The organism is Streptomyces sp. NPDC052043 (assembly GCF_044548235.1).
Lineage (GTDB): Bacteria > Actinomycetota > Actinomycetes > Streptomycetales > Streptomycetaceae > Streptomyces.
In genome coordinates this window covers 277,305-293,657 of record NZ_JBIUBT010000010.1, presented here as the reverse complement: position 1 = coordinate 293,657, position 16,353 = coordinate 277,305, and the positions used below count along the sequence as shown (strand labels likewise).

The following is a 16,353-nucleotide window of genomic DNA, read 5'->3' as shown; positions in this document are numbered from 1 at the left end:
CCACCCGGCACGGGGCGGGACCCGAAAGCCCCGCCCGAACTCCGCGAAACCCTAGGTCAGGGCCACACCAGGCAGTACGGCTGGTGGCCCGCCTCGTGCAGGCGGTGGCTGAAGTCCTGCCACTCGTGGAGCAGCTGGTACACGTTGAACGCGTCGCGTGGGCCGCCGCGGTCCGGGACCGTCGACCAGATGAAGGCGGCCGCGCCGACCGCTTCCTCGCCGATGTCGCGCAGGGGGTCGACCGCGGTCGTCGGGAGTTTCACGACCGCGTAGTCGGGGTGCAGGACGACCAGTTCCAGCGGTGGCACCTTGTGCAGGGGCACGCCCTCGATGCCGGTCAGCACCATGGCGGCCATCGTCTCCGGCTTGATCTTGGTGAACATGCCGCCCATGCCGAGCTCGTCGCCGCCGAGTTCCTCGGGCCGCATCGAGATCGGGACGCGGGCCGCCGTCGCACCGTCGGGCGCGCCGAAGTACTTGTACGTCACCCCCACCCGACCACCATTCCTGCTCCCTGCTCCCAGCAGCTCGGCCCGGCGGTCGCCTCGCCGGTCCTTCCGCTCGGACTCACTCGGTACATCCCGTGCCTGGCGTGCTTCGCTCGCTTCCTCAGCGTCGCGCCGGTGCCTTCCCCGCCGGGCACGTCGAGGACCCAGGCCGTCAGTCCCCTCGCCCAGTCCGCCACCGCGATGCATATCTCCACCCGACTGCTTTTCTAGGACGCGTGGCGCCCGCTGCGCAACCCGATCATCGTGTCAGTGACCTCCCCCGCGGCCGCCCGCCGAAACGTGCGCCCAACCATCTGCCCGCGGGATCCGGACGGTCCCCGACACGACCCTTCGCTTGTCCATACGTACGCGGAGCCCAGTTTCGCAGATGGGTCGCTCCGAATCCGCGAATCCGCCGTTCGCCGCACCTGGATCCGGCCGGTCCTGGCCGCACCGCCCCCGGTCCGCCCCCGTCGCTGGCCTACCCTGAACAGGTCACTGCCCACCGTATTCGGAGAACCCCCGAGAAATCGGAGAAGTCGCAGGTCATGAGCGAACTGCCCTATTCCTACGAAGCCCCTGTCTCGCAGGCGCTGTTCGACCGTGCGGCGGCCGTCACGCCCGGCGGCGTGAACTCGCCGGTGCGCGCCTTCCGCGCCGTGGGCGGTACGCCCCGGTTCATGGTCTCCGGCAGCGGTCCGTACCTGAAGGACGCCGACGGACGGGAGTACGTCGACCTCGTGTGCTCCTGGGGTCCGATGATCCTCGGGCACGCGCACCCCGAGGTGATCGCCGCCGTGCAGGAGGCGGTCGTGCACGGCACGTCCTTCGGGACGCCCGGTGAGGGCGAGGTCGCGCTCGCCGAGGAGATGGTGGACCGGGTCGGCCCGCTGGAGCGGGTGCGGCTGGTCTCCAGCGGGACCGAGGCCACCATGTCCGCGATCCGGCTCGCCCGCGGGTTCACCCGGCGGTCCAAGGTGATCAAGTTCGCCGGGTGCTACCACGGACACGTCGACTCGCTCCTCGCCGCGGCCGGGTCGGGGGTCGCCACCTTCGCCCTGCCCGACACCCCCGGCGTCACCGGCGCGCAGGCCGGCGACACGATCGTGCTGCCGTACAACGACCTCGACGCGGTGCGTGCCGCCTTCGCCGCGCACCCGGGCGAGATCGCCTGCGTGATCACCGAGGCCTCGCCCGGCAACATGGGCGTGGTGCCGCCGCTGCCCGGGTTCAACCAGGGGCTCAAGGACCTCTGCGCCGCGGGCGGCGCCCTGTACATCTCCGACGAGGTCATGACGGGCTTTCGCACCAGCCGGGCCGGGTGGTACGGCGTCGACGGCGTCGAGCCCGACCTGATGACCTTCGGGAAGGTGATGGGCGGCGGATTCCCGGCCGCCGCGTTCGGCGGACGCGCCGACGTCATGGCGCGCCTCGCCCCCGCCGGGCCCGTCTACCAGGCCGGAACCCTCTCCGGGAACCCTGTTGCCACCGCCGCCGGGCTCGCCCAGCTGCGCCTGCTCGACGACGTCGCGTACACCACGGTCGACTCCGTCTCGCGGCAGATCCAGGCCTTGGTCTCCGAGGCGCTGACCAAGGAGGGCGTGGCGCACACCCTGCAGAACGCCTCCAACATGTTCTCCGTGTTCTTCACGGACCGCCCGGTGCGCGACTACGAGGACGCCAAGGCGCAGGAGTCGTTCCGCTTCACCGCGTTCTTCCACGCGATGCTGGAGAACGGCGTCTATCTGCCGCCGTCGTCCTTCGAGTCCTGGTTCGTCTCCACCGCGCACGACGAGCGGGCACTCGAGCGGATCGCCGACGCCCTTCCGGCGGCGGCCCGTGCGGCGGCGGAGGCGACGGCATGAGCGACGCCCCCGAGACGAACGGCCAGGACGACATCACCGTCGTCCACCTGATGCGGCACGGCGAGGTCGAGAACCCGGACGGGATCCTGTACGGGCGGCTGCCCGGCTACCACCTGTCCGAGCTGGGCCGGAAGATGGCCGAGCGGGTCGCCGAGCACCTCGCCCCGCGCGACATCACCTACGTCGTCGCCTCCCCGCTGGAGCGGGCGCAGGAGACGGCGACGCCGATAGCGAAGGCGCACGGACTCGACCTGGCCACCGACGAGCGGCTGATCGAGGCGGCCAACGTCTTCCAGGGCAAGACCTTCGGCGTGGGCGACGGCGCGCTGCGCCGGCCCGCCAACTGGAAGCACGTGGTCAACCCGTTCAAGCCGTCCTGGGGCGAGCCGTACCTCGACCAGGTGGTGCGCATGATGGGCGCGCTGCACACGGCCAAGGACAGGGCGCGCGGGCACGAGGCGGTGCTCGTCAGCCACCAGCTGCCGATCTGGATCGTGCGCTCCTACGTCGAGCGGCGGCGGCTGTGGCACGACCCGCGCAAGCGGCAGTGCACGCTCGCCTCGCTGACGACGTTCACCTTCCGGGGCGACCGGATCGTCTCCGTCGGCTACACCGAGCCGGCCCGTGACCTGGTGCCGGCCCATCTCCTCGCGGGTGCCAAGCCGGTGAAGGGGCAGGGCAAGGCGTTCGGCGCGTAAGGCAGCACTCCGCCTTTGCCTGTGCGCTTGTTGTGAAGTTCATATTGGTTCGCGGAACCCCCGCGTTCGTCACTGCCTCTGAGTGAGTGACCATCAGCGGCAGTGACGAATCGGGGATCTCCATGCGCACCTTCTCCCGAAGGGGACTACTCGGCCTCGGCGCGGGCGCCGCGGCGGCCGCCGGGCTCGCGGGCTGCGGCACGGTCGAGTCCCCGGCCCGGGGCAGCGCCGCCTCCCCCCGTGCGAGCACGCCCACGCCGAGTGCGCGGACGACACCCCCCGTGCGTCCCATAGGCGACGGCTCGACCTCGTTCACCGGCAGGCAGCCGCACCAGCCGGCCGCGCCGGTCCCGCTGGAGCCGGGCCAGACCCCGCCGCAGTTCGTCGTCTTCTCCTGGGACGGGGCCGGCGAGGTCGGCAACGGGCTGTTCCCGCGCTTCCTGGACCTCGCCAAGGAGCACGAGGCGCACATGACCTTCTTCCTCTCCGGGCTCTATCTGCTGCCGGAGTCGAAGAAGCGTCTGTACGACCCGCCGAACAACCCGCGCGGCGCCTCCGACATCGGCTACCTGACCGACGAGCACGTCAGGGCCACGCTCACCAACGTCCGCCGCGCCTGGCTCGAGGGCCACGAGATCGGCACCCACTTCAACGGCCACTTCTGCTCCGGCGGCGGCTCGGTCGCGGGCTGGACGCCCCGGCAGTGGCGCAGCGAGATCGACCAGGCCAAGGGCTTCGTGAAGCAGTGGCGGACCAACACCGGCTGGAGCGACCTGCCCGCGCTGCCCTTCGACTACGACAAGGAACTCGTCGGCGGCCGCACCCCCTGCCTGCTCGGCCAGAACCGGCTGCTGCCCACGGCCCGCGAGCTCGGCTGGCGCTACGACGCGTCCTCGCCCGGCGGCCGCCAGGTCTGGCCGGACAAGCGGCTGGGCATCTGGGACCTGCCGTTGCAGCAGATACCGTTCCCCGGGCACAGGTTCGAGGTCCTCTCGATGGACTACAACATGCTCGCCAACCAGTCGGTCAACTCCACCAACGCCCCCGCCTACAACTACCCGGGCTGGCGCAAGCAGTCCGGGCAGGCCTACATCCAGGGCTTCAAGCGGGCATACGAGACGAACCGGGCGCCGTACTTCATAGGCAACCACTTCGAACAGTGGAACGGCGGCATCTACATGGACGCCGTCGAAGAGGCCTTCCAGCACATCGCGCGGGAGCGGGAGAAGGGCGCCGACGTGCGCATGGTCTCCTTCCGGCAGTTCGTCGACTGGATGGACGTGCAGAGGCCCGAGGTGCTCGCCAAGCTGCGCACCCTCGACGTGGGGCAGCGGCCGGCGGGCGGCTGGAAGGAGTTCCTCGAGGACGCCGCAGGCACCGGCACGGCACCTGCCAAGGCCCCTTCGAAGGCCGCCTGAAATGCGCTTTTCCTGCCGTGAGGGGGGTGCGCAAGATCCCCGGAAGGGGCATGCGAAACTTTTCACATGAGTGCCGTCAGTCGTGCCCCCCAGTGCTCGAACCGGGCGAACCGCACGCCCCGTCCGCACCGCACGCGTCCGAGCCGCGTCCGTGGCCGCGCCGCCCTGCTCGCCGCCGGGAGCGCCGCCCTGGCACTCGCCCTGTCCGCCTGCGGCTCCGGCGGCACCTCCGGCGGCTCGGGCAACACCAACTTCATCACCGGCGCCGACGGCATCGCGACCGTGCCGAAGGCCGACCGCAAGCCCGCTCCCGACCTGTCCGGCAAGAGCCTCGAGGGCAAGCAGCTCGACATGGGCGCCTACAAGGGCCAGGTCGTCGTCCTGAACGTCTGGGGCTCCTGGTGCTCGCCGTGCCGGGCCGAGGCGCCCAACCTGGTGAAGGTGGCCAAGGACACCGCCGGCAAGGGCGTGCAGTTCGTCGGCATCAACACGCGGGACTCCAGCACTCAGCCGGCCCTCGCGTTCGAGAAGCAGTTCGACGTGCCGTACCCGAGCCTGTACGACCCGACCGGCAAGCTCATGCTCCGCTTCCAGAAGGGCACCCTGAACCCGCAGATGATCCCCACCACGATCATCGTCGACCGGGACGGGAAGATCGCCGCGCGCGCTCTCCAGGCGCTCAGCGAGGACAAGCTGCGCAAGATGCTCGACCCGGTCGTCGCGGAGAAGTGAGCCGCCGTGCTACTGGCCGCAGCCACTGATCCCAACCAGACGGTGTTCAGCGGAGCCCTGCTGCTCGCGCTGCCCGTCGCCGTACTCGGGGGGCTCGTCTCCTTCTTCTCCCCCTGTGTCCTGCCGCTCGTGCCCGGCTACCTCTCCTATGTGACCGGAGTCACCGGCACGGACCTGGCGGAGGCCCGGCGCGGCCGGATGGCCGTCGGCGCCTGCCTCTTCGTCCTCGGCTTCACCGTGGTCTTCGTCTCCGGCGGGGCACTGTTCGGCTTCTTCGGGCAGACCCTCCAGGACTACAAGGGCACCCTGTCCAAGGTGCTGGGCGTGCTCATGATCCTCATGGGCGTCTTCTTCATGGGCCTGATGCCCTGGCTGACCCAGCGCGAGTTCCGCTTCCACACGCGCCCCACCACGGGCCTGGTGGGCGCACCCCTCCTCGGGGCCCTGTTCGGAGTCGGCTGGACCCCGTGCATCGGCCCGACCCTCGCCTCCGTGGTGGCGCTCTCCTCCACCCAGGCCAGCGCCGGCCGCGGCGCCCTGCTGACCGTCGCCTACTGCGCCGGCCTCGGCATTCCGTTCGTGCTGACCGCGATCGCCTTCCGCAAGGCGCTGGGAGCCTTCGGCTGGGTCAAGCGCCACTATGTCTGGGTGATGCGCGCCGGCGGCACGATGATGATCGTGACCGGCGTGCTGCTGCTCACCGGCGCCTGGGACCGGCTGGTGCAGGAGATGCAGACCTGGTCCACCGGCTTCACTGTGGGGATCTGATCCATGAGCAAGACGCCAACCAGTACGACGGACGACGGGAGCCCGGCGGTGGTGCCGCCCGGCGACGAGGACCTCGGCGCTGCCGGCTCCCAGCTGTCCACCGCCCCCGCCGAGACATCCGTCCCCGGCTCCTTCGGCGGCAACCGGGCGCCCGGACTGGCCGGCCGGCTCGCCTGGACCTGGCGGGAGGTCTTCGGCTGGCTCCGCTGGTTCTGGCGGCAGCTCACCTCCATGCGGGTCGCGCTGATGCTGCTGTTCCTGCTCTCCCTCGGCGCGGTCCCCGGCTCGCTGATCCCGCAGAGCGGCACCGACGCGCTGAAGGTCGAGGCCTTCCGGCAGGCGCACACCGTGCTCGCGCCGATCTACGACAAGCTCGGCCTGTTCCACGTCTACAGCTCGGTGTGGTTCTCCGCGATCTACATCCTGCTGTTCGTCTCCCTCATCGGCTGCATCGTGCCGCGCACCTGGCAGTTCGTCGGCCAACTGCGCAGCCGCCCGCCGGGCGCCCCCAAGCGGATGACCCGGCTGCCCGCGTACACCACCTGGCGCACCGCCGCCGCCCCCGAGGAGGTCCGCGAGGCCGCGCTGAGGATCCTCAAGCAGCGCCGCTTCCGCGCCCACCCCGAAGGCGACGCCGTCGCCGCCGAGAAGGGCTATCTGCGCGAGGCCGGCAACCTCGTCTTCCACATCGCGCTGATCGTGATGCTGATCGCCTTCGCCTGGGGCCAGTTGTACAAGACCGAGGGCAACAAGCTGATCGTCGAGGGCGACGGCTTCGCCAACACCCTCACCCAGTACGACGACTTCAAGTCCGGCAACCTCTTCAACGACGACGACCTGGTGCCCTTCAGCTTCAACCTGAAGAAGTTCACCGGTACCTACGAGCGCACCGGCCCGCAGAAGGGCACGCCGCGCGTGTACCGGGCGGACATCGCCTACAGCCTGGGCGCCCACGGCGAGGAGCGGAACGCCAGCATCTCGCCCAACCACCCGCTGACCGTCGACGAGGCCCGGGTCTACCTCGTCAGCCACGGCTACGCCCCCACCGTCACCGTCCGGGACGGCAAGGGCAACGTGGTCTACCACCAGGCCGTGCCGCTGCTGCCGGTCGACCCCAACGTCACCTCGCAGGGCGCGATCAAGGTGCTCGACGGCTACAAGAACGCCCAGGGCAAGTCCGAGCAGCTCGGCTTCTCCGCGTTCTTCGTGCCGACCTTCGCCGGTGCCGGCAAGGGCACGATGTTCTCCCAGTTCCCCGCGCTGGACTTCCCTGTCCTCGCGCTGACCGGGTACCACGGCGACCTGGGCGTCGACGCGGGCGTGCCGCAGAACGTCTACCAGCTCGACACCAAGAACCCGAACCTCAAGCAGTTCAAGGACGCCAAGGGCAACCCCGTGGCCGCCCGGCTGCTGCCCGGCGAGACCATGACGCTGCCCAACGGCGCCGGCTCCATCACCTTCGACAAGGACATCAAGGAGTGGGCCGGCTTCCAGATCGTGCAGCAGCCGGGCACCGGCTGGGCGCTCACCGGAGCGCTCGCCGCCATCGCCGGACTGGCCGGCTCGCTGTTCATCCAGCGCCGCCGCGTCTGGGTGCGCGCCGTGCGGGGCGCCGACGGCGTGACCGTCGTCGAGATGGCGGGCCTGGGCCGCAGCGAGTCCGCGAAACTCCCCGAGGAGCTCGGCGACCTGGCCGCCCTCGTCCACGACAAGGCGCCTGCACAGGCCGACGCCGACCCCGACCGGGAGCCGGACGCCGGCACCCCCGTACCCGCCGAAGGGGCTGAGGAGAAGTGACTCTCGCCGCCGCAACAGAGCTCGCCACGGCGACCAACGAGAACCTGGCCAACATCAGCAACACGCTGATCTACTCCGCGATGGCCGTCTACACCCTGGCCTTCTTCGCGTACATCACCGAGTGGCTCTTCGGCAGCCGCAGCAAGGTGGCCCGCACGGCCGCCGCGCTGACCACCGAGGGCGGCGCGGCCAAGGCGCAGGGCCCGGCGGTGACGGTGAAGTCCGCCGGGAGCACCGCCGTGCTGGAGCGCCCCCAGGTGGTCGTACGGTCCGCCGCCGGCGCCCGTGACGTGCCCGACGGGCCCGGCGCGCACGGCGGCGACGAGAAGGGCGACCTGTACGGCCGGATCGCGGTGTCCCTCAGCGTCCTCGGCTTCCTCCTCGCGCTCGGCGGCGTGGTCGCCCGCGCGGCCTCCGTGCAGCGGGCGCCGTGGGGCAACATGTACGAGTTCAACATCACCTTCTCCACGGTCGCGGTCGGCGTCTACCTGCTGCTGCTCGCGCTGAAGAAGAACGTGCGCTGGCTCGGCCTGTTCCTGACCACCACCGTCCTGCTCGACCTCGGCCTCGCGGTCACCGTGCTCTACACGGCGAGCGACCAGCTGGTCCCCGCCCTGCACTCGTACTGGCTGTACATCCACGTCTCCACCGCGATCTTCTGCGGCGCGGTCTTCTACGTCGGCGCCGTCGGCACCCTGCTGTACCTGTTCAAGGACTCCTACGAGAACAAGCTCGCCTCCGGCGGGAAGCCCGGCCGCTTCGCGACCTCCGTCCTGGAGCGGCTGCCCGCCTCGGCGTCCCTGGACAAGTTCTCCTACCGCGTCAACGCCGCCGTCTTCCCGCTGTGGACGTTCACGATCATCGCGGGCGCCATCTGGGCCGAGTCCGCCTGGGGCCGCTACTGGGGCTGGGACCCCAAGGAGACCTGGGCCTTCATCACCTGGGTCGCCTACGCCTGCTACCTGCACGCCCGCTCCACGGCCGGCTGGAAGGGCCGCAAGGCGGCCTACATCGCGCTGATCGCGTTCGGCTGCTGGCTGTTCAACTACTACGGCGTGAACATCTTCGTCAGCGGCAAGCACTCGTACTCGGGCGTCTGACCGGCCCCTCGGTGACACTGGTGTCATGACCGGTTCCATCGAACAGGGCACCAGCCGGATCCACGGGAACACGCACCTGCTCACCTTCCTGGTGCGGCTCCCGAGGCCCATGGACCAGGTCTGGCCGGAGCTGACCACACCGGAGGGGCTGGCGCGCTGGTTCACCGGCGCCGACGAGCTGGAACCTAGGCTCGGCGGCGCGGTGAGCCTGCGGGGCCTGGGCAGCGGGCGGATCACCGCGTGGGACGTGGACCGGGTCGCCGAGTACACCGTGGAGGGCGGCGGCCGCGTCCGCTTCCATCTGGAGCGCGACGGGGAGGACGGTTCCGTGCTCCGCTTCACCCACGAGTTCCGGGGCGAGGCGGAGACGGAGCGACGCTGGCGGAGTCGCTTCGAACGTCTGATCGAAGTGGTGGCTCGCCAATGTCCTCGTTCCACAGGTCCGGATGCTGCTCGATGAAGTCCCGCATCAACGCGACGCACTCCGCGTCGTCCAGGACCACGATCTCCACACCGTGCTCCGCGAGCCACGCGTGCCCGCCCCGGAACGTGGCCGTCTCACCGATCACCACCCGCGCGATGCCGAACTGACGGACCAGCCCGCTGCAGTACCAGCAGGGCGAGAGCGTGGTCACCATCGTCGTGCCGCGGTACGAGCGCTGCCGTCCCGCGGCACGGAACGCCGCCGTCTCCGCGTGCGTCGACGGGTCGTCGTCCTGGACGCGGCGGTTGCGGCCGCGGCCGAGCAGGGTGCCGTCGGCTCCGTAGAGCGCGGCACCGATGGGGACGCCCCCTTCGGCCAGCCCGGCGCGGGCCTCGGCGAGGGCGGTGGCGAGCCATGAACGTGCCTGTTCCCGATCCATGCACTCACTGTGCTGACGCGCCCGCCCCACGGCAACGGCCCGGCGCACGCCCCCGGAAACCGCGCGCTCCGCACTCTGTACCCTGACCCGATCATCGCCGCGTGCGCGGCAGTCGGGTTCGGTGGGTGGGAGGAAACGGTCATGGGTGCTGCTCCGGTCCTGGAGGAGCTGCGGGAGGTCTGCCAGCCGCAGGCGAAACTGGCGAGCCGCAACGGCGAGCACTGGGCGGGGCGCCTGTACATGCGGAGGATCTCGCTGCGCCTGACCCGGCAGCTGGTGCGCACCCCCGTCACCCCCGACCAGCTGACCTGGACCATGGTCGGGTGCGGGATGGCCTCCGGGGCGGCGCTGCTGATCCCGGGCCTGACCGGTCCCGTCCTGGCCGTCGTGCTGATGCAGCTCTTCCTGCTCTTCGACTGCGCGGACGGCGAGGTCGCCCGTTGGAAGGGCCAGAACAGCGCCGTCGGCATCTACGTCGACCGGCTCGGCGCCTACCTCGCGGACGCCGCTCTGATGGTGGGCGCCGGCTTCCACGCGGCGCGGTCCGGCTTCGGCGGCTGGGTGTCGCTGGGCCTGGCGACCGCCCTCGGCGTGGTCCTGCTGAAGGCCTCCACCGACCTGGTCGACGTGGCCCGGGCCCGGCGCGGGCTGGCCGTCGCCGACGACGAGTCCACCCGGCCCCGCTCGCAGGGCGTGGCCACGGTGCGCCGGCTGGCCGCCGCGTTCAAGATCCACCGGGTGACCAACGGCATCGAGGCCTCCCTGCTCCTGCTGGCCGCGGCCGTCGGCGACACCGTCACCGGCGGAGCCGACGTCACCCGCTGGGCGCTGATCGCCCTCGCCGCCATCACCTGGGTGATGGTCCCGGCCCACCTGCTGTCGATCCTGTCGTCGTCCCGGCTGCGCTAGCCGTATCGCCCCCCGACCGGGGCCGCTCAGCTGCTCTTCGGCTCCTCGCCGTTCTCCTTGCGGCGCAGTTCCTCCTCGCGGCGGCGCAGATCGGCCTCCCAGTTCTTCAGCAGGTCCTCGTCCTTCTTGTTCTCCTCGGCGAGGGACTTCAGGAACGCCGGGTTGTCGTCCGGGGCGATGTAATCGAGCCGCTGGTTCTGGTGCCACTCCGAGGGCGTGCGGCCGTTCGCCGGCGGACGGCGGTCCTTGCCCGCGGCGAGCCAGACGATCGGGCCGACGATCCAGAAGAGCAGGATGATGAAGACCCAGGCGACCTTGGGAAGGTGCTTGGCCTCGTCCTCCGGCGTGTTCAGGCAGTCGATGAACGCGAAGATCGTCAGTGCCAGCGGCACGACGTAGAGCAGCACCCTGAGCATGTCGAGAACCCCCTGGAAAGCGGCGGAGGGGCCCTGCACCGGCCCCGTGACGGGGCCAGGGTAGCCGCTCGGGGATACTGGACCCCATGGCGTACGACGATCTTCGTTCCCTGCTCAGGGCGCTGGAGCGCGAGGGCGACCTCAAGCGCATCAAGGCCGAGGTCGACCCGCATCTGGAGGTCGGTGAGATCGTCGACCGGGTGCAGAAGTCCGGCGGCCCCGCGCTGCTCTTCGAGAACGTGCGCGGCTCGGCCATGCCGCTGGCCATGAACGTCTTCGGGACCGACCGGCGGCTGCTGAAGGCCCTCGGCCTGAAGTCGTACGGCGAGATCTCCGACAGGATCGGCGGGCTGCTGCGGCCCGAGCTGCCGCACGGCTTCGTGGGCGTGCGCGAGGCGTTCGGCAAGCTCGGCGCGATGACGCACGTACCGCCGAAGAAGGTGAAGTCCGACAGCGCACCCGTGCAGGAGGTCGTCCTGCACGGCGACGACGTCGACCTCGACGCCCTGCCGGCCCTCTTCACCTGGCCCCAGGACGGCGGCTCCTTCTTCAACCTGGGACTCACCCACACCAAGGACCCGGAGAGCGGCATCCGCAACCTCGGGCTGTACCGCCTCCAGCGCCACGACAAGCGCACCATCGGCATGCACTGGCAGATCCACAAGGACAGCCGCAACCACTACCAGGTCGCCGCCCGGCGCGGCGAGCGGCTGCCCGTGGCGATCGCCTTCGGCTGCCCCCCGGCCGTCACCTACGCCTCGACCGCTCCCCTCCCCGGCGACATCGACGAGTACCTGTTCGCCGGGTTCATCGCGGGCCGGCGGATCGAGATGGTCGACTGCAAGACCGTTCCGCTCCAGGTCCCGGCGCACGCCGAGGTCGTCCTGGAGGGCTGGCTGGAGCCCGGCGAGATGCTGCCCGAGGGGCCGTTCGGCGACCACACCGGCTTCTACACCCCGCAGGAGCCCTTCCCGGCGCTGACCATCGACTGCGTGACGATGCGCAGGCGGCCGCTGCTCCAGTCGATCGTCGTGGGCCGCCCCCCGACGGAGGACGGACCGCTCGGCCGCGCCACCGAGCGCTTCTTCCTTCCCCTGCTGAAGATCATCGTCCCGGACATCGTGGACTACCACCTGCCCGAGGCGGGCGGCTTCCACAACTGCGCGATCGTCTCGATCGACAAGAAGTACCCCAAGCACGCCCAGAAGGTGATGCACGCCATCTGGGGGGCACACATGATGTCGCTGACCAAGCTGATCGTGGTCGTCGACGCCGACTGCGACGTGCACGATCTGCACGAGGTCGCCTGGCGGGCCCTCGGCAACACGGACTACGCCCGCGACCTCACAGTCGTGGAGGGCCCCGTCGACCACCTCGACCACGCCTCCTACCAGCAGTTCTGGGGCGGCAAGGCGGGCATCGACGCGACGAGGAAACTGCCCGAGGAGGGCTACACGCGGGACGGCGGGTGGCCGGAGATGGTCCTCTCGGACCCCGACACGGCGGCCCTGGTGGACCGCCGTTGGAAGGAGTACGGCCTGTGAGCTCGGCGTCCGCCGCGATCCCGCAACCGGGACGCACCAAGGCCTTCCTGCGCCTGGTCATGATCGAGCACTCGATCTTCGCGCTGCCCTTCGCCTACATCGCCTCCCTGACCGCGATGTACGAGTGGGACAGGACCATCCACTGGGGCAGGCTGCTGCTCGTCACCGTGGCGATGGTGGGGCTGCGCACGTTCGCGATGGCGGTCAACCGGATCATCGACCGGGAGATCGACGCCCGTAACCCGCGCACCGCGCACCGCGAACTGGTGACCGGCGCGATGTCGGTGCGGCACGCCTGGACGGGCGCGCTCGTCGCGCTCGTCGTGTTCCTGGCCGCAGCGGCCCTGCTCAATCCGCTCTGCCTGGCGCTCGCCCCCATCGCGGTGGTCCCGATGGTGGTCTACCCCTACGGCAAGCGGTTCACGAACTTCCCGCAGGCCATCCTGGGCCTGGCCCAGGCGATGGGCCCGATCGGCGGCTGGCTGGCGATCTCCGGCAGTTGGTCCTGGGACGCGGTGATCCTGGGCCTGGCCGTCGGCGTCTGGATCGGCGGCTTCGACCTCATCTACGCCTGCCAGGACGTGGAGACCGACCGCGAGGTCGGCGTGAAGTCGGTCCCGGCCCGCTTCGGCGTCCCCGCCGCCATCCGTGGAGCACGGGCCTGCCACCTCGTCACCACCGCGCTGTTCGTCTGGTACGCCCTCGCCACCGGCGCCGGCGCCTTCTTCTGGCTGGGCCTGGTCGTCGTCGCGGGCGCCTTCGTCTACGAGCACACGATCGTCCGGCCGCACGACCTGTCCCGCCTCAACCGGGCGTTCTTCAGCGTCAACGGGTTCATCGGCATCGCGCTCTTCGTGTGCGCGCTGCTCGATCTGCTGGTGCGGGGGCTGACGGTGTAGAGCGTCGGGGTGCGGCGGCGTGGACTCCCCGGCCACGCGGGACGACGGGATCCGCCGCACAGGAAGGGCTACGGCTGTGGTCCGCCCCCTCGCTCTCGCCGCCTTGCCGGCCGCGCAGCTCAACCCCCCGAACCCGTCCGACCGCGTCCCGCGCGGCGGGCCCGATCGCAGGGCAGGGGACCGGATCCGAGGAGAACGGATTCGATGAATACGGGCAGCCGGAGGACACGTTCCCCGGCGACCTGACGAACCGCCACTGCCCCCGTCCCGGCAGCGGCGGAGGCCGAGAACCGCGGCGAGTACGAGCCGGACCTGAGCCCGCCACGCCCCGCCGGTAGGCTAGCCGCGTGAACGCAGGAGAAACGCAGCGCGCGCCTTGGATCGTGGGGGTGTCCGGAGCGTCCGGCACGCCGTATGCGGCCGCTGTACTGCGTGCGCTGCTCGACGCCGGACAGAGCGTCGACCTGGTGGTCAGCCGGGCCTCGCGGCTCACCCTGCTCGACGAGACCGGCATCTCCTTCCGGGACGCCCACTGGCGGGACGACCTGCGCGCCTGGCTGTCCCTCGGCGCCGACGGCAAGCCCGGCACGTTCGACGTGGACCTCACCGGGGTGCGGCACTGGAGCGCCGGTGACCTGGCGGCCGGGCCGTCCTCGGGGTCGTACCCGGCGAAGGGCATGCTGATCGTGCCCGCCTCGACGGCCTGTGTGGCGGGCGTCGCCCTCGGGCTGTCCAAGGACCTGCTGCAACGGGCGGCGAGCGTGACCCTCAAGGAGGGCAGGCCGCTGGTCGTGGCCGTACGGGAGACCCCGCTGAACGGTCGGACGCTGCGGCACCTGGTGGCGCTGGACGACGCGGGCGCCACCGTTCTGCCCGCCTCGCCCGCCTTCTACGCCGGGGCGACGCACATCCAGCACCTCGTGGACTTCGTCGCCGGCCGGGCCCTGGACGCGGTGGGCGTGCCCCACCGTCTCTACCGTCGCTGGGAGGGCGAACTGGGCGGCTCCCGGCCCGCGTGAGTGCCGCGCGGTGTTCTCCAGCAGGACCAGTACCACTCGACACTTCAGGAACTTTCTTCAGATCTCTCGTCGGATCTCTTCAGTGGAAGGCTTCGATCGCATGGACGCGGTGGACAGGCAGCTCATCCAGGCCCTGAGGGAGAACGGCCGGGCCTCCTATGCGGAGTTGGGACGCCTCGTCGGCCTGTCGGGACCGAGTGTCACCGACCGCATCAACCGGCTGGAGGCGGCCGGCGTCATCACCGGCTACCGCGCCACGGTGGACTCCGCCTCACTCGGTCTCGGCGTCACCGCCCTGATCGGCATCTCGCTCTCCGACGCCGCCGACCACGAGGACGTGGCGCAGCGGCTGAAGGACCTCTCCGAGATCGAGGACTGCTGGTTCATCGCCGGCGACGACTCCTTCATGCTCAAGGTGCGCGCCCCGGACGTCGACGGACTGGAGAGCATCATCCGTCGGCTGTCCGGAACCAAGGGCGTCTCCCGGACCCGCACCACCATCGTGCTGTCCACGAAGTGGGAGAACCGGGTGGGCGAGCTGCCCGAACAGGTGTGATCGTCCGGGCGCGGAGCGCCCTTCGGGGGCGCCTTCGCCCGGAGGGTGGCGGAGTACGGTGGTCGCAGTCTTCAGGAAAGAGGTAGAGGCATGGACGTCGGGCTCAAGCGCGAGCTGGAGGAGAAGGTCAGGGCGGGTGTGCGCCTGACCCGTGAGGACGGCATCGCGCTGTACGAGTCGGACGACCTGGCGTGGCTCGGCGGTCTCGCCCACGAGGTGCGCACCCGCAAGAACGGCGACGTGGTGCACTTCAACGTCAACCGGCACCTCAACATGACGAACGTGTGCACCGCGTCCTGCGCGTACTGCTCCTTCCAGCGCAAGCCGGGCGAGAAGGACGCGTACACGATGCGCATCGAGGAGGCCGTGAAGCTGGCCAAGGCGATGGAGTCGGAGAACCTCACCGAGCTGCACATCGTCAACGGCCTGCACCCGAACCTGCCGTGGCGCTACTACCCGCGCTCCCTGCGCGAGTTGAAGGCCGCGCTGCCGAACGTGTCCCTGAAGGCGTTCACGGCCACCGAGATCCACCACTTCGAGACGATCTCCGGGCTGTCCGCCTCCGAGATCCTCGACGAGCTGATCGACGCCGGCCTGGAGTCCCTGACCGGCGGCGGCGCGGAGATCTTCGACTGGGAGGTCCGGCAGCACATCGTCGACCACCGCACCCACTGGGAGGACTGGTCGCGCATCCACCGGCTGGCGCACGAGAAGGGCCTGAAGACCCCGTGCACCATGCTCTACGGGCACATCGAGGAGCCCCGCCACCGCGTGGACCACGTGCTGCGGCTGCGTGAACTCCAGGACGAGACCGGCGGGTTCCAGGTCTTCATCCCGCTGCGCTACCAGCACGACTTCGTCGACATGCAGGACGGCAAGGTCCGCAACCGCCTCCAGGCCCGTACCACCATGGCGACGGGCGCGGAGGCGCTGAAGACCTTCGCCGTCTCGCGGCTGCTCTTCGACAACGTCCCGCACGTCAAGGTGTTCTGGGTGATGCACGGCGTGCAGACCGCCCAACTCGCGCTCCAGCACGGCGCGGACGACATGGACGGCTCGGTCGTCGAGTACAAGATCACGCATGACGCGGACAACTACGGCACCCCGAACAAGCTGACCCGCGAGGACCTGCTGGACCTGATCCGCGACGCCGGGTTCCGCCCGGTGGAGCGCAACACGCGCTACGAGATCATCCGCGAGTACGACGGCCCGGACCCGGCGCGCCGCGAGTCGCCGCAGCCGATGCGCGTCTGAGCCGGCGCGTTCGGCGCACCCCCGTGA

The 16,353-nt window shown here is 70.4% G+C and carries 16 protein-coding genes and 1 pseudogene; 14 read left to right on the top strand and 3 right to left on the bottom strand.

Translation table 11 applies throughout. The annotated features are described in order from the left end of the window. Nucleotides 1–56 precede the first annotated feature (56 nt). On the bottom strand, nt 57–695 hold the full coding sequence (locus ACIHCX_RS25550) for a hypothetical protein (RefSeq protein WP_400033222.1): 639 nt from the start codon (nt 693–695) through the stop codon (nt 57–59). Between the two features lie 341 nt (nt 696–1,036). On the opposite strand from ACIHCX_RS25550, the gene hemL reads away from it, so the two are divergent. The 8 genes and pseudogenes from hemL to ACIHCX_RS25510 form a co-directional block, all read left to right on the top strand. Continuing rightward, nucleotides 1,037–2,353: a glutamate-1-semialdehyde 2,1-aminomutase gene (gene hemL / locus ACIHCX_RS25545; RefSeq protein ID WP_400033220.1), complete on the top strand. Its 1,317-nt coding sequence runs from the start codon at nt 1,037–1,039 to the stop codon at nt 2,351–2,353. Next, on the top strand, nt 2,350–3,051 hold the full coding sequence (locus tag ACIHCX_RS25540; protein WP_400033218.1) for a histidine phosphatase family protein: 702 nt from the start codon (nt 2,350–2,352) through the stop codon (nt 3,049–3,051). Before hemL ends, ACIHCX_RS25540 begins: the two co-directional genes overlap by 4 nt. Nucleotides 3,052–3,173: 122 nt before the next feature. Next, nucleotides 3,174–4,469 carry a hypothetical protein gene (locus tag ACIHCX_RS25535; RefSeq protein ID WP_400033216.1) on the top strand — a complete coding sequence of 432 codons (1,296 nt, stop codon included), beginning with the start codon at nt 3,174–3,176 and terminating at the stop codon, nt 4,467–4,469. Between the two features lie 66 nt (nt 4,470–4,535). Then, nucleotides 4,536–5,201, top strand: a complete 666-nt coding sequence (locus tag ACIHCX_RS25530) for a TlpA family protein disulfide reductase (protein WP_400033214.1) — start codon at nt 4,536–4,538, stop codon at nt 5,199–5,201. Between the two features lie 6 nt (nt 5,202–5,207). Then, the gene (locus ACIHCX_RS25525; RefSeq protein ID WP_400033212.1) at nt 5,208–5,969 is read left to right on the top strand and encodes a cytochrome c biogenesis CcdA family protein; all 762 of its coding nucleotides are present in this window, start codon (nt 5,208–5,210) and stop codon (nt 5,967–5,969) included. A gap of 3 nt (nt 5,970–5,972) precedes the next feature. Beyond that, entirely contained in the window at nt 5,973–7,766 is a 1,794-nt protein-coding gene (locus ACIHCX_RS25520) for a cytochrome c biogenesis protein ResB (RefSeq protein WP_400033210.1), read from the top strand. Further along, nucleotides 7,763–8,866, top strand: coding sequence for a c-type cytochrome biogenesis protein CcsB (ccsB, locus tag ACIHCX_RS25515; RefSeq protein ID WP_400033208.1), 1,104 nt, complete (start codon nt 7,763–7,765; stop codon nt 8,864–8,866). Before ACIHCX_RS25520 ends, ccsB begins: the two co-directional genes overlap by 4 nt. 25 nt (nt 8,867–8,891) lie before the next feature. Continuing rightward, nucleotides 8,892–9,275 (top strand): annotated as a pseudogene (locus ACIHCX_RS25510) (SRPBCC domain-containing protein); the annotation flags it as partial. Here the strand turns inward: ACIHCX_RS25510 and ACIHCX_RS25505 are convergent. Next, nucleotides 9,205–9,729: a nucleoside deaminase gene (locus ACIHCX_RS25505; protein WP_400033206.1), complete on the bottom strand. Its 525-nt coding sequence runs from the start codon at nt 9,727–9,729 to the stop codon at nt 9,205–9,207. The pseudogene ACIHCX_RS25510 and the gene ACIHCX_RS25505 overlap by 71 nt on opposite strands. 141 nt (nt 9,730–9,870) lie before the next feature. Here ACIHCX_RS25505 and ACIHCX_RS25500 point away from each other — a divergent pair, with 141 nt between their 5' ends. Then, complete coding sequence (locus ACIHCX_RS25500; RefSeq protein WP_400033204.1) at nt 9,871–10,638, top strand: CDP-alcohol phosphatidyltransferase family protein; 768 nt, start codon at nt 9,871–9,873, stop codon at nt 10,636–10,638. A gap of 26 nt (nt 10,639–10,664) precedes the next feature. Here ACIHCX_RS25500 and ACIHCX_RS25495 read toward each other — a convergent pair whose 3' ends face one another. Then, nucleotides 10,665–11,054, bottom strand: coding sequence for a PLD nuclease N-terminal domain-containing protein (locus ACIHCX_RS25495; protein WP_400033202.1), 390 nt, complete (start codon nt 11,052–11,054; stop codon nt 10,665–10,667). Nucleotides 11,055–11,140: 86 nt separating this feature from the next. Between ACIHCX_RS25495 and ACIHCX_RS25490 the strand changes: the two genes are divergently transcribed. The 5 genes from ACIHCX_RS25490 (at nt 11,141) to mqnE (ending at nt 16,326) form a co-directional block, all read left to right on the top strand. Continuing rightward, complete coding sequence (locus ACIHCX_RS25490) at nt 11,141–12,598, top strand: menaquinone biosynthesis decarboxylase (RefSeq protein ID WP_400033200.1); 1,458 nt, start codon at nt 11,141–11,143, stop codon at nt 12,596–12,598. Then, a complete protein-coding gene (mqnP, locus tag ACIHCX_RS25485; protein ID WP_400033198.1) occupies nt 12,595–13,497 on the top strand; it encodes a menaquinone biosynthesis prenyltransferase MqnP in 903 nt (300 codons plus the stop codon). Before ACIHCX_RS25490 ends, mqnP begins: the two co-directional genes overlap by 4 nt. Before the next feature lie 347 nt (nt 13,498–13,844). Then, complete coding sequence (locus ACIHCX_RS25480; RefSeq protein WP_400033196.1) at nt 13,845–14,516, top strand: UbiX family flavin prenyltransferase; 672 nt, start codon at nt 13,845–13,847, stop codon at nt 14,514–14,516. Nucleotides 14,517–14,616: 100 nt separating this feature from the next. Continuing rightward, nucleotides 14,617–15,072, top strand: coding sequence for an Lrp/AsnC family transcriptional regulator (locus tag ACIHCX_RS25475; protein ID WP_400033315.1), 456 nt, complete (start codon nt 14,617–14,619; stop codon nt 15,070–15,072). 90 nt (nt 15,073–15,162) lie between these two features. Next, a complete protein-coding gene (gene mqnE, locus ACIHCX_RS25470) occupies nt 15,163–16,326 on the top strand; it encodes an aminofutalosine synthase MqnE (protein WP_400033194.1) in 1,164 nt (387 codons plus the stop codon). The last annotated feature ends 27 nt before the right edge of the window (nt 16,327–16,353 follow it).